Consider the following 18,796-nt stretch of genomic DNA (forward strand, 5'->3'; position numbering starts at 1 on the left):
CGATGGCAGCGATCGATCTCGACACGTACGTCAAAGGTGTGCTCGACGGGCGGCGGGCCCTGGTGGCCCGTGCCATCACGCTCGTCGAGTCCACCCGGCCGCAGCACCGGGAGCTGGCGCAGCGGTTGCTCACCGAGCTGCTGCCGCACAGCGGCCGGGCGCGGCGGGTCGGGGTGAGCGGGGTGCCCGGTGTCGGCAAGTCGACGTTCATCGACGCGTTCGGCACGATGCTGACCGCGCTGGGCCACCGGGTCGCGGTGCTCGCCGTCGACCCGTCCTCGACCCGCACGGGCGGCTCCATCCTGGGCGACAAGACGAGGATGGAGCGCCTCGCGGTCGACCCGGCGGCCTTCGTGCGCCCCTCCCCCAGCGCGGGCACGCTGGGCGGGGTCGCCAAGGCCACCCGGGAGTCGATCGTGGTGATGGAGGCGGCGGGCTACGACGTGATCCTCGTGGAGACCGTCGGCGTCGGCCAGTCGGAGACGGCGGTCGCCGGCATGGTCGACTCCTTCCTGCTGCTCACCCTCGCCCGCACCGGCGACCAGTTGCAGGGCATCAAGAAGGGCGTCCTGGAGCTGGCCGACGTGATCGCCGTCAACAAGGCGGACGGTCCGCACGAACGCGACGCGCGGGCCGCGGCCCGGGAACTGGCGGGCGCGCTGCGGCTGATGCACGGCACGGACGCCTTCTGGACCCCGCCGGTGCTGCACTGCTCCGCCCGGGAGGCGGCCGGTCTGGACACCGTGTGGGAGCGGCTGGAGCAGCACCGCACGCTGCTGGACGCCACCGGGCGGCTGGCCGCCAAGCGCCGGGACCAGCAGGTCGGCTGGACCTGGGCGATGGTCCGCGACGAACTGCTGGGCCGGCTGCACGCGGACCCGGCGGTGCGCGCGGCCGCTCCCGAACTGGAACGGCAGGTGCGGGAGGGCCGGTTGACGGCGACCCTGGCCGCGGAACGGATCCTGGCGGCCTTCGAGACCCGCCCGGGCACGCCGTCCGGGAGCTGAACGAGGAGAGCGGACGCCCGCCCGGCGCCTCCGCGGCCCGCCGGCGGGCGTCCGCCGCTACGGCCCTCAGCCCTGGGCCGCGATCAGCTCCCGGTACCAGTGGTAGCTGTCCTTCGGCAGGCGCCGCTGGGTGGCGTAGTCGACGTACACGAGGCCGAAGCGCTTGCTGTAGCCGTACGCCCACTCGAAGTTGTCCAGCAGGGACCACACGTAGTAGCCGCGGACGTCGACGCCGTCCGCCAGCGCGGCGGCGACGGACCGGAGGTGGCCGTCCAGGTAGGAGATCCGGTCGGTGTCGCGGACGGTGCCGTCGGGCTCCGGCAGGTCGTGCTCGGCGGAGCCGTTCTCGGTGATGTGGACCGGCGGCAGCGCGTCCCCGTAGCGCTCCTTCAGGCCGGCGAGCAGGTCGCGCAGGGTGTGCGGGGCGACCGGCCAGTCCATGGCCGTGTGCCTGGCCTGCGGCATGCCGATGCCCTCGAAGCGGTTGTCGTCCGCCTGCCGGGTGAGCGGGTCCGGGTCCCGGTACGGCGCGTCCCGGACGACGGAGGGCGTGTAGTAGTTGATGCCGAGGAAGTCCAGCGGCGCGGAGATGACGTCCAGGTCGCCGGCGCGGCGGAACGACCGGTCGTGGAGCAGCTCCGCCCAGGTGTCGTCCTCGGAGTCCGGGTAGCGGCCCTTGAGCAGGGGCTCGGTCCAGATCAGGTTGCGCTGGGTCTCCGCCCGCAGGGCCGCCGCCACGTCCCGGGGCTCGCTCGTGGCGGGGACGACGCGGTCGAGGTTGAGCGCGATCCCCGCCTCCCGGACCCCCGCGTCGCGCAGCACCGGCAGCGCCAGTCCGTGGCCGAGCAGCAGGTGGTGCGCGGCGGCGAGCGCGGGTGTCCCCTCGCGGGCGCCCGGCGCGTGCAGGCCGTTCGCGTAGCCCAGGAAGGCGCTGCACCAGGGCTCGTTGAGGGTGATCCACCGCGGTACCCGGTCGGCCAGGGTGTCGGCGACCAGCCGCGTGTAGTCGGCGAACCGGTAGGCGGTGTCGCGGTGGCGCCAGCCGCCCTTGTCCTCCAGCTCCTGGGGCAGGTCCCAGTGGTAGAGGGTGACGGCGGGCTCGATGCCGGCCTCCAGCAGGCCGTCGACCAGACGGTCGTAGAAGTCCAGTCCCGCCTTGTTGCCCGAGCCCGCGCCCGTGGGCTGCACGCGCGCCCAGCTCACGGAGAACCGGTAGGAGCCGACGCCCAGTTCCTTCAGCAGGGCGATGTCCTCGCGGTAGCGGTGGTAGTGGCCGCACGCCACGTCACCGGTGTCGCCCCCGACGACGGCGCCGGGGCGCCGCGCGAACGTGTCCCAGATGGAGGCGCCGCGGCCGTCCTCGTCCGCCGCGCCCTCGATCTGGAAGGCGGCGGTGGCCGCACCGAAGACGAACCCGGGCGGGAAGGAAGGGAAGTCGCTCACGAGGATGCCTGCCTCCTGGTCGCTTACGGTACAGCCAGGATCCTGAAGAACTAAACCGGTTCTGTAAAGGTAGTAGCCTCTTCTCACCGCGCAATTTACTAAACGAAGACTTAAGGGACCTCGCTCGCTGGACAACGTTGTCAGGCGCCGGGCAGAGTGTCCGCCCCGGGATGGCGATCCCGGTCCGCTCAAGGAAGGGCTGATGTGATGGTCGTGTACGGAGCACTCGACATCGGTGGCACCAAGATCGCTGGAGCGCTCGTGGACCCGGAGGGCCGGCTGGTCGTCCGGGCGCATCGCCCCACCCCGGCGCGCGAACCGGCCGAGACGCTGATGGCGGCCGTCACCGCCGTGCTGGACGAGCTGTCCGCGCATCCCGCCTGGGCGGCCCTGACGTGTCTCGGCATCGCGAGCGCGGGCCCGGTCGACACGGCCGCCGGCACCGTGAGCCCGGTCAACATCCCGGGCTGGCGCGGCTTCCCGCTGGTCGAGCGGATCCGCTCGCACCCCCGGGTGCCCGCCCTCGCGCCCGTGACGCTGATCGGGGACGCCGTCGCCATGACGGCGGCCGAACACTGGCTGGGCGCCGCCCGGGGTGTGGACAACGCGCTGTGCATGGTCGTCTCCACGGGCGTCGGCGGCGGACTGGTCCTGGACGGGCGGCTGCACGCCGGACGCTCGGGGAACGCCGGGCACATCGGGCACATCTCGGTCGACCTGAACGGCCCGGCGTGCCCGTGCGGCGCCCGGGGCTGCGTGGAGGGCATGGCCAGCGGGACGGCCATCGCCGCCCACGCCCTGGCCTCCGGCTGGACACCGCCCGCGGGGACCGCCGCGACGGCGGCGGACGTGGCCGCCGCCGCCCGGCGGGGCGACCGGATCGCCCGGGCGGCGTACGAGCGGGCCGCGCAGGCGCTGGCGGCGGGGATCGCCGCGACGGCCGCGCTCGTCGAACTCGACCTCGTCGTCATCGGCGGCGGCGTGGCACAGGCCGGCGACACGCTGTTCGGCCCGCTGCGCCGCAGGATGGCGGAGTACGCGGTCCTGGACTTCGCCCGCGACCTGCCGATCGTGCCGGCCGTCCTGGCCCTGGATGCGGGCCTGGTCGGCGCCGCCGCGGCGGCCTCCGCGCTGTCGATGGGGGGCGCGGCGGGCGCGGGCGCCGCGACTGTCGTCGGTGCGGGAGCGGGCGCCGGTGCCGCGTCCGTCCTGGATGCGGGACCGGGGGCCGGTGCCGCACCTGCCGTCGGTGCCGCTTCGGCCGGCGGTGGCCCATCGGCTGTCGGCGGAGTGACCGCCGGTGGCGCGGGGACGGCGCGCGGTACGGCTGGTGTGCGGTGAGCGGACGCGGTACGTCCCGCCCGCGGCGGCAGCCCGGGGAAGGGCCGCCGTCGGGTCAGCGGGCACGGTTCGACCCACAGCGGTGAGCGCCTGCGGTACGGCCGGTGTGCGGCATCCGCACGCGGTACGCCCGGTGTGCGGCGACAGCCCACGGTAGCGGGCGCGGTATCCCCACCGGCGCGAGTGTCCGTCGCGCGGTGCCACCAGCTCTCCGGACGGGACGACCGTCGAGCTGTCGTACGGCACGGCCCGCCGCCTGGCCCCCCGGCCTACGGCGCACGGGTACGGCCACCGTGCCCGGTGACCGCGGCACGCTGACGGACGGGATGACCGGCCGCCCTGGCCCTACGAGGCGGCCCGCCCCGCCCGACCGTTAGGCCACACGCGCCCGCAGGGGACGACCGCCGGTCCTCTCGAAGGGGACGGCCGCGCGGCCCCCGCCGCCACCCCGCCGGACGGCACCCGGCCCAACCCGCGGGCGCCCCCGACGACCCTCCCCGGAACGGACACCACCCCACCCGACCCCACCCGACCCCACCCCTCTCTGCCCCTTCCTCCCTCCCCCCTCCCCCACCGACTTCCCCTCCGAAAGGACCCCCCATGGACCGTCTCACCAACACCGTCCGGCCCTATACCTGGGGCTCGATCACCGCGCTGCCCGCCCTCATGGGGCTTCCGCCGGACGGCTCGCCGCAGGCCGAGATGTGGATGGGCGCGCATCCCGCCGCGCCCTCCCGAGTGGAGCGCGCCGGAAGGCAACTGGGGCTCGACCGGGTCATCGGCGCCGATCCGGCGGGCGAGTTGGGCGACGGCCTCGTGCGGCGCTTCGGGCCGCGGCTGCCGTTCCTGCTCAAACTGCTGGCCGCCGACGCCCCGTTGTCCCTCCAGGTGCATCCCGACGCGGAGCAGGCTGCCGCCGGCTTCGCGCGGGAGAACGCCGAGGGCATCCCGCTCGACGCCCCGCACCGCACCTACCGGGACGCCCAGCACAAGCCGGAGATGATCGTCGCGCTCACCCCGTTCACGGGTCTGTGCGGGTTCCGGCCGCCGCGCGAGAGCGCCGAGCTGCTGGACGGCCTCGGGGTGGACCGGCTGGCCCCGTACGCCGCCACGCTCCGCTCGGCCCCGGAGGAGACGGCGCTGCGGGAGGTCTTCTCCGCCTTCCTCTCCCTCGGCTCCGACGCGCCGGACCTGCCGGCCGAGATAGGCGGCGCGCTGGCGGCGGCGGCGCGGCGGCCCGGGCCGTACCGGGAGGTCTACGAGGTGTACGACGTGATCGCCCGGGCGCATCCGGGTGATCCGGGTGTGCCGGCGGCCCTGCTGCTCCGGCAGGTCCGGCTGGCGCCCGGCGAGGCGCTGTTCCTCGGGGCGGGCGTACCGCACGCCTATCTGGAGGGTCTGGGGGTGGAGGTGATGGCGGCCTCGGACAACGTGCTGCGCTGCGGGCTGACGAGCAAGCACGTGGACGTGCCCGAGCTGCTGCGCGTCCTGCGCTTCAGCGCGCCGCCGACGCCGGTGACGCGTCCGGTGCGCGGGGAGGGCGGCGAAGAGGTGTACCCGGCTCCCGTCGACGACTTCCGGCTGTCCCGTCTCGTGGTGGACGGACCGGGCGGGCCGGAAAGCGTGCACGCGTTGCCGGGTGCGCGGCCGCAGATCCTGGTCTGCACCGAGGGCACGGTCCGGCTCGCCGGCGCCGCCGGGGACGAGGTCGTGCTCACGCCGGGCGGCTCCGTCTATGTGCCGGCCGGCGAGGAGATCACGGCCTCGGGTGCGGGCACGGTGTTCCGGGCCACCACGGCCGTATAGCGACAACCGGCCCGGTACTCCCGTATAACGACAACTGAACCGGCACTAAACTTAACCGGTTTGGTCCGGGTGGTTGTCTCCTCAAGAAGTCTCGTTCTAGCCTCTCTCCCAGCCGCCGACCGAGGCATTGCCGCGCATTCCCCACCTGACGCGACGTCAATCTGCGCTTCGGCGGTGACGTGTCGTCCCGCTGCCCGGTGTGAGCCGCATTCCGACGCCCGGGCAGCGGGATCACCAGACCGGCTCGCGTGCATTCCTCTCCGGCGCACGCGCCACCATCTTGGGAGCACAGATGAGAAAGAGACTGGCCACCGCGGCGGGAGCGCTGCTGGCCCTGGCCGCCTCGGTACTGGCCGCGGCACCGGCCGCGCAGGCGGGCGCGCAGGCCACGCCGGGCTTCCACGTCGCCGACGGGCGGCTGCTGGACGCGAACGGCGGGGACTTCGTGCTGCGCGGTGTGAACCACGCGCACGCCTGGTACCCCGACCGGACGGCGCAGGCCCTGAAGGACGTCAAGGCGCTGGGCGCCAACTCCGTGCGCGTGGTGCTCGCCACCGGCGACCGCTGGACCAAGAACGACACCGCCGACGTCGCGGCCGTCGTCGCGCAGTGCAAGCAGAACCGGCTCGTCTGCGTCCTGGAGGCGCACGACACCACCGGCTACGGCGAGCAGGCCGGCGCCGTCTCCCTCTCCCGCGCCGTCGACTACTGGACCAGCGTGAAGTCCGCGGTGCAGGGCCAGGAGAAGTACGTCATCCTCAACATCGGAAACGAGCCGTACGGCAATACCGGGTACGCCTCGTGGACGGCCGACACCAAGAACGCCATCGCGCGGATGCGGGCGGCGGGCTTCACGCACACGCTCATGGTCGACGCCCCGAACTGGGGCCAGGACTGGTCCTTCACCATGCGGGACCACGCGGCCGAGGTATTCGCCTCGGACTCCGCGAAGAACACGGTGTTCTCGATCCACATGTACGGCGTCTTCAACACCGCCGACAAGGTGAAGGAATACCTGAACCGGTTCACTTCACAGCATCTGCCGATCGTCGTCGGTGAATTCGGCAATATGCACTCGGACGGCGACCCGGACGAGGACGCGATCATGTCCACCGCGCGCCAGCTCGGCGTGGGCTACCTCGGCTGGTCGTGGAGCGGCAACGGCGGCGGGGTGGAGTACCTGGACATGGCGACCGGCTTCGACGCCTCCCGGCTCACCGCCTGGGGACAGCGGATCTTCTCCGGTGCCGACGGCATCAAGCAGACCGCCAAGGAGGCCGGCGTCTTCTCCGGCACCGGGCCGGCCACCGGGAGCTGCGCGGTCGGTTACCGCATCAGCGACTGGGGCAACTCGTTCAACGCGGACGTCACCATCCGCAACACCGGCGCGGCGGACGTCAAGGGCTGGCAGCTCGCCTTCGCCTTCCCGGGCGGACAGCAGCTCGGCTCGGCCTGGAACGCCAAGGCCGTCCAGCAGGGCACCCAGGTCCAGGCCGGCAACGAGTCCTGGAACGAGACCATCCCGGCCGGCGGCACCGTGAGCTTCGGCTTCAACGGCTCCTCCACCGGCACCAACGGCGTACCGGCCGCCTTCACCCTCAACGGCGCCGCCTGCGCGAAGAGCTGACCGGGTTCCATGGCACCGCGAGAGGGCCGCGTCCGGTGCGGACGCGGCCCTCTCCTGCATGCACCGCCTCCGAAGCCGCCCCCGGCGCCGGCGCGGTGGAGCCGCGCGGTGTCAGCGACGGTGTCGGCGCCTGGTGGCCGCCGGTGTGCGTGCCGTCGATCACGTCGAACAGCACGCGCGTCACCTCGGCGCCGAAGTGGTGCACGTCGTGGCTCATGGCCGACATCGTGGGGTGGGTGATCCGGCAGAGCTGGGAGTCGTCCCACGCCAGCAGCGACAGGTCGTCGGGGACGGTGAAGCCCATCTCCGCGGCGACGCCCGCCCCGGCGACCGCCATGATGTCGTTGTCGTAGACGATCGCGGTGGGCCGGTCGCCGGCGAGCAGCAGGCTGCGGGTGGCGCGGGCGCCCTCCTTCTCGTCGAAGCCCGTGGCGATCTGCCGCGCCTCCTCCAGGCCCAGCTCCCGGACCGTGTCGGCGAAGGAGCGGGCCCGGATGGCGCTGTGCCCGAGTTCGGCGGGGCCGCCGACGCGGGCGATGCGCCGGTGGCCGAGGGCCGCCAGATAGCGGACGGCCTCGGCGACCGCGGAGGCGTCGTCCGTCCACACGGCCGGGAAGGGCCCCGTCAGGGAGGGATGGCCGACGGCGACCACGGGCAGGCCGAGCCCGCGCAGGGCGGGCACCCGCGGGTCGTCCTCGCGGAAGTCGACCAGGATCGCGCCGGCGATCATCCGGCCGCGCCACCACTCCTTGTAGACCGCGACCTCCTCGTCGGTGTCGCGCACCAGGCGCAGCAGCAGCGAGCAGGACCGCTCCACGAGGACGCTCTCGATCCCGGAGACGAAGTCCATGTAGAACGGTTCGAGTCCGAGCAGCCGGGCGGGCCGGCACAGGGCCAGCCCGATGATGTCGACCCGCCGGCTGGACAGGCTGCGCGCGGTGGCGCTGGGGGCCCAGCCCAGCTCCCGGGCCACCGCGAAGATCCGCTCGCGGGTGGCCTGGGAGACACCGGGCTTGTGGTTGAAGGCGAGCGAGACCGCCCCCTTGGACACGCCCGCCCGGGCCGCGACGTCCTTGATGGTGACCCGCTGGTCGGATTCGCTCACACCACGTCCACGCAGAACAGGGCGGCCCGGACGGCGTCGACGGTGACGGGGCCGCAGCCGTGGACCGTAATGCGCGCCTGTTCGCCGGGCAGCAGGGTCTGCCGGCCGCTGTCACAGGCGGCGTCCGGGCCGAGCCGGTCGGGCTGGAGCAGGAGGTCCCTGACGAGAGTATGTGCGCTCACCACGACGTCGACTCTATCCCCCCGGCCGGGCACGGGCTCCAGCGTGACGTCGTAGCGGGGCCGGGGGCAGGCGAAGTCCTTGTCGGCGACCGGGACGTGCAGGGCGCGCAGGGCCGTTCCGGGTCCCGGCCCGTCCGCGCCGGAGGGTTCCGCCGCGTCGGCGACCAGGAACTCCTTCGCGGACCGCGGGTCCGGCAGCAGCCGTTCGGGCACCGCGGTCCGGGCGACGGAGCGCGGCTCGGCGCTCACCTGGAGGACGGCCTCGGCGACGGTGGTGCCGTCGGTCCGCATCCGCCGCAGCGTCACCGCCGTACGCCAGGGCGCCGCCGACTGGTTGACCGCGGCGAGCACCGGTCCGTCCGCGGCGGGCCGGAGGGTGAGGAGGCGGTCGGCGTAGAGGCGGCGCAGCTCGTGGTAGAGCGGCTTGGGGCGGCCGTCGCCGTCGACGGCGGACCAGGAGGTGACCGGCCAGCAGTCGTTGAGCTGCCAGACGATCGTGCCCGCGCACACCGGCCAGTGCGAGCGCCAGTGCTCGACGCCGGCCGCGACCGCGCGGGCCTGGACGAGCTGGGTCAGATAGTGCCAGCGGTCGAAGTCGTCCTCGGGCAGCGGCAGATGGCGGGCGACACCGCGGTTCAGCTTGCCGTTGCCGTCCTCGGCCTTCTGGTGGTGGAGCATGCCCGGGGAGTCGGGCGCGAGCCGCTCGCCGGGCAGCGCGCGGCGCAAGGTGGCCAGCGCGGGCGGTGCCTGCCAGCCGAACTCGGCGACGAACCGGGGCACGCTCTCCAGGTAGTCGGCGTAGTCCCGGCGGTTCCACGCCTCCCACGAGTGGTGGGTGCCGTGCGCGGGGTCGTTGGGGTGGTGGTCCCAGGAGCCGGACCAGGGGCTGCCGGCGGCGTAGGGGCGGGTGGGGTCGAGTTCGGCGACGATCCGGGGCAGCAGGCCCAGGTAGTAGCCCTCGCCCCAGGAGTCGCCGGCGAGCGGGGCCTCCCAGTCCCAGTCCCGGAAGCCCCACAGGTTCTCGTTGTTGCCGTTCCACAGCACGAGCGACGGGTGCGGCATGAGCCGGACGACGTTGTCCCGCGCCTCGGCCTCCACCTCCGAGCGCAGCGGCTGTTCCTCCGGATAGGCGGCGCAGGCGAAGAGGAAGTCCTGCCAGACCATGAGGCCCAGTTCGTCGCAGGCGTCGTAGAAGGCGTCGTCCTCGTAGATGCCGCCGCCCCAGACCCGCACCAGGTCGACGTTGGCCTCGGCGGCCTGGGTGAGCCGGGTGCGGTAGCGCTCGGGGGTGACTCGGGAGGGGAAGGCGTCGTCGGGGATCCAGTTGACGCCCCGGGCGAAGACGCGCACGCCGTTGACGACGAAGGTGAAACCGGTGCCGTGCTCGTCGGCCGAGCGGTCCACCTCGACCGTGCGGAAGCCGATCCGGCGCTGCCAGGTGTCGAGCGGGCCGCCCTCCTCGTCGCTCAGGGCGACGGCGAGGTCGTAGAGGGGCTGGTCGCCGTAGCCGCGCGGCCACCACAGGCGCGCGTCGGGCACCTCCAGGCGCAGCACCGCCTCGTCACCGGTGAGGACGGTCTCGGCGCGGGCCCCGGCCACCTCGGCGGTCACCCGCAGGGCGCGGTCCCGCCCCCGCGCGGTGCGCTCCAGCTCCAGCCGTACCTCGACCCGGCCGGTCGTGCCGTCCACGGTGACCAGGGGCCGGACCCGGGCGAGGCGCGCGGTGGACCAGTGCTCCAGCCGGGCCGGCCGCCAGATGCCCGCCGTCACCAGCGTCGGGCCCCAGTCCCAGCCGAAGCTGCACGCCATCTTGCGGATGTACTGCGAGGGTTCGGGATAGACGTTGGGCCGCTCCCCCGTCGCCGCGCGGACGGCCGCGGCCTCGTCGTAGGCGGAGGCGAAGCGGACCTCCAGCGCACCGGTGCGTCCGGTGACGTCGAACCGGTAGCGGCGGTGCATGTTGCGGGTGGTGCCCAGGGGCCGGCCGTCCAGGGTGAGGGAGGCGGCCGTGTCGAGCCCGTCGAAGACGAGGTCGGTGCGTTCGTGGCCGCTGTCGTGGCCGAGGTGCCGGACGTAGCTCCAGGCCCGGCGGCCCACCCAGGCGACCTCGGTCTCGTTGCGGCCGAGGAAGGGGTCCGGGATGACCCCGGCCGCCAGCAGGTCCGTGTGGACGCAGCCCGGCACCCGGGCCGTGAGCAGTTCCTCCCCGTGGCGCAGGCTCCAGCCCTCGGTGAGCTGGGTGACGTCCTTCATGGTGCGGCTCCAATCGCCTGACTCAGGCCGGTCGAGGGACAACGGCGCACAACCTAACGCCCTGATCAACGCACTGTCCATAAACCGGTCTAGCTACGAGACCGTAGGTCGCCGAGCGGAAACCCGCATTCCACAGGACTGGTCACCCATCGACGGTAACGATTAGGCATCGCGGTCGAAACTTGAGCTTTACCGGTTAACCAGAGGCTGACATAGTGCCGACATCCCACTCGCAGAGCTGAGCCGCGACCCTGAAGGAGCTGGGCACATGGACAAGAGGAAGGCGCTCACGGGAGCGCTTCTGGCCGTCACGGTCCTCACCGCCGCCGGATGCGCCGGGGGAGGGACGGTCTCCGGTGAGACGGCGAAGGCACCGGCCGACCCCTCCGACGCCTCCGGCACCATCAAGGTCCTCACCCACCGCACCGACCTCGTCCAGAACGGGACGATGGCCCGGTACGCCGCCGAGTTCAACAAGACCTACCCCAAGGTGAAGGTGAAGTTCGAGGCCCTCACCGACTACGAGGGCGAGGTCAAGATCCGGCTGAACACCGAGGACTACGGCGACGTCCTGATGATCCCGGCCGCCGTCGCCAAGAACGACTACCCGAAGTTCTTCGCCCCGCTGGGCACCGCGAGGGAGCTGGGCGGCACCTACCGCTTCAGCGACAAGACCGAGGTCGGCGGCAAGGTCTACGGCATCGCCCAGTTCGGCACGGCCAACGGCTTCCTCTACAACAAGGCCGTCTGGAAGAAGGCCGGCATCCGCGCGTGGCCGGCCACCCCGCAGGAGTTCCTCGCGGACCTGAAGGCCGTCAAGGCCAAGACCGGGGCCGTGCCGTACTACACGAACTTCAAGGACGGCTGGCCGCTGACCGCCTGGAGCAACGACATCGGCTCGGTCACCTGCGACGCCCAGGCCAACGACAAGCTGGCCGGACCGGTCTCGCCGTGGCGCAAGGGCGGCGAGCTGCACACCATCGACTCCCTGCTCTACGACATCGTCAAGGGCGGCCTGGCGGAGAAGGACCCCAGCACCACCAACTGGGAGGCGTCCAAGGGCCTGATCGCCCAGGGCAAGGTGGCCACCATGCAGTTGGGCTCCTGGGCCGTCAACCAGATGCGCGACGCGGCGAAGAAGGCGGGCGCGAACCCGGACGACATCGGCTTCATGCCGTTCCCGGTCCAGAAGGACGGCAAGTTCTGCGCCGTCCTCGCCTCCGACTACCAGCAGGCGGTCAACGTCCACTCCTCGCACAAGGAGGCCGCCCGCGCCTGGATCGACTGGTTCACCCAGAAGTCGGGCTACTCGGCGACGGAGGGTGCCGTCCCGGCCCTGAAGTCCGCTCCCATGCCGGGCACGCTCAAGGACTATGTTGACAACGATGTCACCTTCCAGGAGCGCTCGGAGGCGAAGACCGGCGAGGTCAACACCATCGACAACGCCGCGGAGATCGGCCTGAACAAGCCCGACTACCGCCAGAAGCTGGTGGACCTCGCCCGCGGCGCGCAGAAGGGCAGCCTGGACGACTTCTTCGCGGACCTCGACAAGCGGTGGGACGACGCGGCCCGGTCCGCCGGTTCCTGACCGGCGCCGGCGTCCGTCCCGTACCGACCGAAGCCAGGCGGGCGGGCGGCGGCTTCGCGGCAGCGGGCGGGACGGCCCCGGCGGCTTCCCGCGCGGCGGACGGGATCACCGTCGGCGCCGGACCCGGCGGACGGGGACGGCACCGGCGGCGGCCGGGTCCGCGGCGGACAGCGGCGGCGCCCGTTCCCCGCCGCCGCGCACCGCCACCGGTGCCCGCTCCCCCGCGCCGTACGAGGCCGCCCGCCGCTGCCGGCGCACCGCACCGCCGGTGCCGCCGCCCGTCGTACCGCCGTGAAGATGAAAGGCCCCCGATATGACCGAGACGACCCGAACGGCACCCGCGAAGGTGCCGCGTGCCGCCGCACCACCCCGCCAGACACCCGGCCCGGACGGCGGCCGGGGCGGACGGGTGCTGCGCCGGCTCACCCCGTGGCTCTTCCTGGCCGTCCCGCTGGCCCTGCTGGTCACGTTCACCTACGTGCCCGTGGGCAACATGATCTACTACAGCTTCACCGACTGGGACGGCGTCAGCCCCGACCGGAACTTCACCGGGCTCGACAACTACGAGCAGATCTTCACCCGGCCCGAGCTGTTCCGGGTGTTCTTCGTCAGCTTCTACTACCTCGCCGCCTCGGCCGTGCAGATCGTGATCGCGCTGTACTTCGCCACGGTGCTCAGCTTCGACCTGCGCTTCCGCAACCTGTTCAAAGGGATCCTGTTCTTCCCCTACCTGATCAACGGCGTGGCGATCGGCTTCGTATTTCTGTACTTCTTCCAGGACGGCGGCACGCTGGACTCGGTCCTGTCCTGGTTCGGCGCCGGCTCCGACCACGCCTGGCTCGGCGACCCGGCCTCGGCGAACACCTCGCTGGCGGGTGTCTCCGTCTGGCGTTTCACGGGGCTGAACTTCGTGCTGTTCCTCGGCGCGATCCAGTCGATCCCCGGCGAACTCTACGAGGCGGCCCAGCTCGACGGGGCCTCGCGCTGGCAGCAGTTCCGGCACATCATCGCCCCGAGCATCCGCCCCGTGGTCAGCCTCAGCGTCATCCTGGCGATCTCCGGGTCCCTGTCGGTGTTCGAGATCCCGTACATCATGACCACCGGTGCGACCGGCACCACGACCTTCGTCATCCAGACCGTCAAGCTGGCCTTCCAGTTCAACAAGACCGGCCTGGCCTCGGCCGCCGCCGTCGTCCTCCTCCTGATCATCCTGGTGATCACCTGGATCCAGCGCCGCCTCGTGCCCGACGAGAAGGTGGACCTCGTATGACCACGCCCCTGCCCGCCCGGCGCCGCCGCCTGTCCCCGGCCCTGACCTATCTGACGCTGGTCCTGGCGTCGCTGGTCGTCCTGGTGCCGCTCGTCGTCGTCTTCCTGACCTCCCTGAAGACCTCGAAGGAGGTCACCGACGGCGGTGCGCTGTCGCTGCCGCACGACTGGCTCAACTTCCACAACTACGCGACGGCCTTCCACGACGGCAAGATGCTGTCCGCCTTCTTCAACACCACCGTCATCCTGCTGTTCTCGATCACCGGCACGGTGCTCATCGGCTCGATGACCGCGTACGCCATCGACCGGTTCGACTTCCGGGCGAAGAAGCCGGTCATGGCGCTGTTCCTGATCGCCACCCTGGTGCCGGGAGTCACCACCCAGGTGGCGACCTTCCAGGTGGTCAACAGCTTCGGGCTGTTCAACAGCCTGTGGGCGCCGATCCTGCTCTACATGGGGACGGACATCGTCTCGATCTACATCTTCCTTCAGTTCATCCGGGGCATCCCCGTCTCGCTCGACGAGGCCGCGCGCCTGGACGGCGCGAACTCCTTCACCATCTACTGGAAGATCATCCTGCCGCTGCTGAAGCCGGCCATCGCGACGGTCGTGATCATCAAGGGGATCACCGTCTACAACGACTTCTACATCCCCTTCCTGTACATGCCCTCGGAGGACCTGGGCACCATCTCCACCGCGCTGTTCCGCTTCAAGGGCCCGTTCGGCGCGCACTGGGAGGACATCTCGGCCGGCACGATCCTGGTGATCGTCCCGACCCTCGTCGTCTTCCTCTTCCTCCAGCGCTACATCTACAACGGCTTCGCGCAGGGCGCGACCAAGTGACGGACGTGCCGTCAGGACGCGACCCGCCGGCAGACCTCGTCGACCAGCTCGCCGGCCGCGTCCAGCGCGGTGCCCAGGGTGTCCGGGCCCGTGCCGAGCGCGGCGAACACGGCGTGGGCCCGGACGGCGAACCCGGGCGGAGCGGACGGCAGTTCCCCCGCGGCCCGCACCGCGCCCTTCTCGTTCAGCACCCAGCGCCGGCCGTGGGCGTGCAGGGCGTGCGCGAGCAGCCCCACCGCGCGGAAGAGGCAGCCGGCGACATAGAAGGTGTCGCCGCGCGCCGCCCCCTTGCGGGCGCTCGCCAGGATGAACGGAGCCTCCCAGCGCGCCTGGGCGATCAGGGCCTCGCGCAGCGGTTCCGGATAGCGGCGCGTCTCGCGCCGCAGGGCCGTCAGCTCGCCGCCGGGGTCCGCGAGGACCTGCCCGAGGGCGACCTCGCCGGCGTACGCGTGTGAGTACACGCCCAGCGGGTGACCGGGCTGCGTGCCGACCTCGAAGCGTCCCGCGCGGCAGTCCGCCCAGACCCGGCGCACCCGGTCCAGGTCCCGGTAGATCCAGTCGACACGGTGGCCGTCGACGGTCAGCCACGCCCCGCCGTCCACCCACGGCCCCCAGCCGCCCGGTTCGGTGACCTCGACCGGCGCACCGGTCAGCTCGGCCGCCAGGCGCCGCAGGGCGGCGGTGTCCAGGGGCGGCCGGTAGTACAGGCCGAGGTCGTAGTCGGAGCCGGGACCATGGGTGCCGCTCGCCCGGCTGCCGCCCAGGGCGACCGCGACGACTCCGTCGATGTCCGCCAGCCGCCCGGCGATCTCCCGCAGACGTTCCATGCCCGGCAGCCTGCCCGAGCGCGGCACCGTCCGCGACCCGTTTACCGGCGGCCTGCCCGAACGCGGCACCGTCCGCGACCCGTTTCCCGGCGGCCTGCCCGAACGCGGCACCGTCCGCGGCGCGTTTACCGGCGGCCTGCCCGAGCGCGGCACCGTCCGCGACCCGTTTTCCGGCGGCCGGTCCGGGTGCGGGCACCGCACGCCGGTGCGTACTTGACATAATCAGCCGGTTTTCCATCTCGTTTCCGGCCAACCTGGCCTGCCCCCGGCGCGGGACGCTAACGCCCCCCGCGGCACGGCCGCCCGGCGGGCACACGCCGTACGGCAGGGCCGGGAGCGCTCCTCGCCGCCATCGGGCCGGACGGCTCCGCCACACACGCCGACGCGGTGTTTTCCGGTCGGTGTGAACATCCTGTGGAGCAGCGGGCGACGCGGCCCATAAGGTTGACGCGTAGCAGCCATGGCCGAGCGGTCCGGGAGCCGGCGGCCGCGGTCAAGGGCTTCCAGCTACCCCCCACCGAGGCGGAACACCATGACCATCCGGGTACTCATCTGCGACGAACTGCCCGTCATAGGGAACGGCTTGAGAACGCTGCTCGACGCCGTAGCGGACATCGACGTGATCGGCACCACCGACAGCGGTGTGGAGGCCCTCGTGCTGGTCCGCACCAAGCGGCCCGATGTCGTGGTCACCGATCTGAGCCTGCGCACCATGTCCGGTCTGGAGCTGATCCGCCGGCTCGGCAAGGAAGTCGCCGCGCCCCACATCGTCGTGTTCACCGGGTCCGACACCGACCAGACGGTGAGCGACGTGCTGCACGCCGGCGCGAGCTGCCTGCTCGGCAAGGACGCGAGCCCGCAGGAGCTGGTCACCGCCGTCCGGGCCGCGGCCGCCGGCCGGACCATGCTCGCCCCGGACATCGCCCACCGCCTGGTCACCTGGTTCCGCGAACAGCCCGCGGCCCGGCAGTCGCGGGCCTACCCGGAGGTCACCGAACTGACCCCGCGGGAGAAGGAGATCACGCGGATGGTGGCCCGGGGCATGTCCACCGAGGAGGTGGCCCGCGAGCTGACCATCGGCGTGGCCACCGTGCGCACCCACCTGTACCGGGTGCGCACCAAACTCGGTGTCCGCGACCGCGCCCAGCTCGTCTCCCTGGCCTACCGGTCCGGGCTCATCCACTCCGCCGCCGGGGCCGCCGGCGAGGCGCGGACCGGACCGCGCGAGGACGTGTACGCCGGCTGATCTCACCGGGGGCCCGGCACCGCCCCGGCCGGAAGTCCGGTGCCGTCGCCGGTGCCGTCGTCGTCACCGCCGCGCCGGGCCAGGTCGAGACGGGCGGCGCCGGCCTGCCGCCACAGCGCGGCCGGTGCGCCGTACCGGCCGGACTCCGCAGCGGCCAGCCGGAAGTAGCGGTGCAGTCCGAGTTCCGCGGTCATCGCCCGTACGCCGCAGCTCTGCATGCACACCCGCACCACGTCGCGCGCGGTCTCGGCGGCCATCGCCAGCGCCACCACCGGGGCGGTGCCGGTCCCTTCGGGCGCGTTGTCGACCAGCCACGCCCCCCGGTACACCGCCGCCCTGGTCGCGCGCACCGCCACCATGGCGCGCGCCAGCGGGAAGGCCACCGCGGGCAGGTCGCGCAGCCTGGTGTCGAACTGCCGCCGGACGCCGGCGTAGCGGACCGCGGCCTGGTGCGCGCCGTCGGCGATGCCCAGCAGATAGGCGGCCTGCCGCAGCCGGGCCCGGGCCAGCGCGCCGGTGGGCGAGTCGTCCAGCTTCGCGACCACGTCCGCCGCGGTGACCGGCGTGGCCTCGAACCGGACGACCGGCGGCCAGCAGGTGTCGTCCACGCTGCGGCCGGGCGCGCCGGACGGCACCGCGAACAGCACCGGCTCGCCGTCGGTCCGGGCGGCCACCAGGAGGGTGCCGGGCGCGGGGTCGTCGGCCGTGGCGGTGCCGGTCAGCTCCCAGCCGCCCGCTCGCGGTGCCGCGGTGATCCCGGCGCCGGCCGGCAGCGCCTCCAGTCCCGCCAGCGCCGCGTCCGCCGGGCCGCCCGTGTCGGCGGCCAGCGCGCCGGCCCGGTAGGAGTTCCCGCGTGCCGCGTAGCCGAGTTCCTCGCTGACGAGCACCCCGGCCGTCAGGCCGAGGTCCAGGCCGCCGACGGCGGCGGGCCGTTCGAAGTCGGCCGCGCCCAGGGCGTCGAGGACCGTCCGCGTGGGGCCGAGGGCTCCGTCGGTCACCGGCGCGCCGTGCACCCCGGGCGGGGCGGGGACGCCGGCGAGGGCCGTGCGCAACGCCTTGCGCACCTGGACGTGGAGCGGATCGGGGGTGAGGTCCATGTCAGCGCTTCTCCTGTCCGAGGTTGTCGAACGAGGCGGCCATGATCTGGAGCATCACCTCGGAGGTTCCCGCCGACAGCGTGAGGCCGGGCGCCTCCCGGCGGGCGGAGTCCAGGATGACGGCCGCCCGGGTGCGGCCGGCCCGCTGCGCGGCGTCCGGGATGTCCGCGGCCCACGCGGCGATGTCCTGGGCGAGTTCGCTGCTGTGGTACTTGGCGACGGCGGCCGCGACCGGGTCGACCCGGTCGGCGGCGAGCCCGGTGAGCACCTCCCAGGCCAGGGCGTGGTCGGCGGTCAGCGCGCCGTCCCAGCGGCCGATCCGTTCGAGGTGGGCGTCGTGCGGCGCGTCCGGCTCGCGGTCGAGCAGCGCCTCCAGCGCGGCCTGGAGCCAGTACTCCGCCTTGAGGTGGTAGTCGAGGCCGGTGCGTTCGATGGCCAGGGCCTGGTCGAGCAGCGGCCAGCCCTGGTCGCGCGCGCCGAGGAGGTCGTCGCCGGACACCCGCACCGCGTCGAGGTCGACCCGGTGGAACTGCTCGTCACCGATGCCGGGCAGCACCGACACGGTCACGCCGGGGGCTTTCAGGTCGACCATGAACAGGCTGATCCCCTGGTACTTGCCGGCGCCCGGCGTCGTCCGGGCCGCGCACAGCCCGAGGTCGGCGAAGCGGGTCTTGAGGCTGAACACCTTGGTCCCGGTGATGCGGTAGCCGTCGCCGTCCGGTTCGGCCACGGTGCTCAGCGCGCCGAGGTCCGATCCCGCGTCCGGCTCGGTGTAGAGCACGGACGCGAAACGCTCCCCGCGGGCCAGCGCGGGCAGGTGCCGCCGCTGCTGCTCGGGGCTGCCCGCCATCAGCAGGAACTGGCCGACGATCTGGATGGTGTTGACGTGCAGCGTGTCCGGCACGCCGGCGCGCACCAGTTCCTCGGCGACGATCGCGGCGTCGGTGAGCGGGCGGCCCGCTCCGCCGAACTCCTCGGGCCAGTGCACCGCGAGCAGTCCCCGTTCGCCGAGCAGCCGGTACAGCGGCCGCTGGTCCGGCTCCACACCGGCCGCGGGCACGGCCCCGGCCACCGCCGCGCGGACCTCGGCGGAGCGCAGCGCCTGTCGCACCCGAGCCCGGAACCGCTGTTGTTCCTCGGTGAATCCGTACCGCATGGAGGT

14 protein-coding genes and 1 pseudogene are annotated in these 18,796 nt (G+C 73.0%); 9 read left to right on the plus strand and 6 right to left on the minus strand.

The window, feature by feature from the left end:
* The first annotated feature begins 2 nt into the window (after positions 1-2).
* On the plus strand, positions 3-1,007 hold the full coding sequence (gene meaB, locus ACZ4SV_RS12375) for a methylmalonyl Co-A mutase-associated GTPase MeaB (RefSeq protein ID WP_468003717.1): 1,005 nt from the start codon (positions 3-5) through the stop codon (positions 1,005-1,007).
* 66 nt (positions 1,008-1,073) lie between these two features.
* On the opposite strand, the gene ACZ4SV_RS12380 is transcribed toward meaB, so the two are convergent.
* Positions 1,074-2,450 carry a GH1 family beta-glucosidase gene (locus tag ACZ4SV_RS12380; protein WP_468003719.1) on the minus strand — a complete coding sequence of 459 codons (1,377 nt, stop codon included), beginning with the start codon at positions 2,448-2,450 and terminating at the stop codon, positions 1,074-1,076.
* 207 nt (positions 2,451-2,657) lie between these two features.
* On the opposite strand from ACZ4SV_RS12380, the pseudogene ACZ4SV_RS12385 reads away from it, so the two are divergent.
* From ACZ4SV_RS12385 to ACZ4SV_RS12395, 3 genes and pseudogenes are all read left to right on the plus strand, one after another.
* Positions 2,658-3,614 (plus strand): annotated as a pseudogene (locus ACZ4SV_RS12385) (ROK family protein); the annotation flags it as partial.
* Between the two features lie 777 nt (positions 3,615-4,391).
* A complete protein-coding gene (gene manA / locus ACZ4SV_RS12390; RefSeq protein ID WP_468003721.1) occupies positions 4,392-5,597 on the plus strand; it encodes a mannose-6-phosphate isomerase, class I in 1,206 nt (401 codons plus the stop codon).
* 292 nt (positions 5,598-5,889) lie between these two features.
* Entirely contained in the window at positions 5,890-7,224 is a 1,335-nt protein-coding gene (locus ACZ4SV_RS12395) for a cellulase family glycosylhydrolase (RefSeq protein ID WP_468003723.1), read from the plus strand.
* Here the strand turns inward: ACZ4SV_RS12395 and ACZ4SV_RS12400 are convergent.
* Together ACZ4SV_RS12400 and ACZ4SV_RS12405 are read right to left on the minus strand one after the other, a co-directional pair.
* Complete coding sequence (locus tag ACZ4SV_RS12400; protein WP_468003725.1) at positions 7,196-8,329, minus strand: LacI family DNA-binding transcriptional regulator; 1,134 nt, start codon at positions 8,327-8,329, stop codon at positions 7,196-7,198. The genes ACZ4SV_RS12395 and ACZ4SV_RS12400 overlap by 29 nt on opposite strands.
* The gene (locus ACZ4SV_RS12405; RefSeq protein ID WP_468003727.1) at positions 8,326-10,764 is read right to left on the minus strand and encodes a glycoside hydrolase family 2 protein; all 2,439 of its coding nucleotides are present in this window, start codon (positions 10,762-10,764) and stop codon (positions 8,326-8,328) included. The genes ACZ4SV_RS12400 and ACZ4SV_RS12405 overlap by 4 nt, the downstream gene beginning before the upstream one ends.
* Positions 10,765-11,032: 268 nt before the next feature.
* Here ACZ4SV_RS12405 and ACZ4SV_RS12410 point away from each other — a divergent pair, with 268 nt between their 5' ends.
* The 3 genes from ACZ4SV_RS12410 to ACZ4SV_RS12420 all read left to right on the plus strand — a co-directional run bounded on the left by ACZ4SV_RS12410 (position 11,033) and on the right by ACZ4SV_RS12420 (position 14,464).
* Entirely contained in the window at positions 11,033-12,352 is a 1,320-nt protein-coding gene (locus tag ACZ4SV_RS12410) for an ABC transporter substrate-binding protein (protein WP_468003729.1), read from the plus strand.
* 313 nt (positions 12,353-12,665) lie between these two features.
* Complete coding sequence (locus ACZ4SV_RS12415) at positions 12,666-13,622, plus strand: carbohydrate ABC transporter permease (RefSeq protein WP_468003731.1); 957 nt, start codon at positions 12,666-12,668, stop codon at positions 13,620-13,622.
* Complete coding sequence (locus ACZ4SV_RS12420; protein WP_468003733.1) at positions 13,619-14,464, plus strand: carbohydrate ABC transporter permease; 846 nt, start codon at positions 13,619-13,621, stop codon at positions 14,462-14,464. Before ACZ4SV_RS12415 ends, ACZ4SV_RS12420 begins: the two co-directional genes overlap by 4 nt.
* Before the next feature lie 11 nt (positions 14,465-14,475).
* Here ACZ4SV_RS12420 and ACZ4SV_RS12425 read toward each other — a convergent pair whose 3' ends face one another.
* On the minus strand, positions 14,476-15,291 hold the full coding sequence (locus ACZ4SV_RS12425) for a nucleotidyltransferase domain-containing protein (RefSeq protein WP_468003735.1): 816 nt from the start codon (positions 15,289-15,291) through the stop codon (positions 14,476-14,478).
* Here ACZ4SV_RS12425 and ACZ4SV_RS12430 point away from each other — a divergent pair.
* Both ACZ4SV_RS12430 and ACZ4SV_RS12435 read left to right on the plus strand, forming a co-directional pair.
* Entirely contained in the window at positions 15,290-15,508 is a 219-nt protein-coding gene (locus ACZ4SV_RS12430) for a hypothetical protein (protein ID WP_468003737.1), read from the plus strand. The two genes, ACZ4SV_RS12425 and ACZ4SV_RS12430, sit on opposite strands and share 2 nt — an antisense overlap.
* Before the next feature lie 315 nt (positions 15,509-15,823).
* Positions 15,824-16,537: a response regulator transcription factor gene (locus tag ACZ4SV_RS12435; RefSeq protein WP_365941755.1), complete on the plus strand. Its 714-nt coding sequence runs from the start codon at positions 15,824-15,826 to the stop codon at positions 16,535-16,537.
* Between the two features lie 2 nt (positions 16,538-16,539).
* On the opposite strand, the gene ACZ4SV_RS12440 is transcribed toward ACZ4SV_RS12435, so the two are convergent.
* Both ACZ4SV_RS12440 and ACZ4SV_RS12445 read right to left on the minus strand, forming a co-directional pair.
* Entirely contained in the window at positions 16,540-17,634 is a 1,095-nt protein-coding gene (locus tag ACZ4SV_RS12440; RefSeq protein ID WP_468003740.1) for an acyl-CoA dehydrogenase family protein, read from the minus strand.
* A gap of 1 nt (position 17,635) precedes the next feature.
* Positions 17,636-18,790 carry an acyl-CoA dehydrogenase family protein gene (locus ACZ4SV_RS12445; protein ID WP_468003742.1) on the minus strand — a complete coding sequence of 385 codons (1,155 nt, stop codon included), beginning with the start codon at positions 18,788-18,790 and terminating at the stop codon, positions 17,636-17,638.
* Positions 18,791-18,796 lie beyond the last annotated feature (6 nt).

The organism is Streptomyces sp. NPDC027672 (assembly GCF_055566335.1).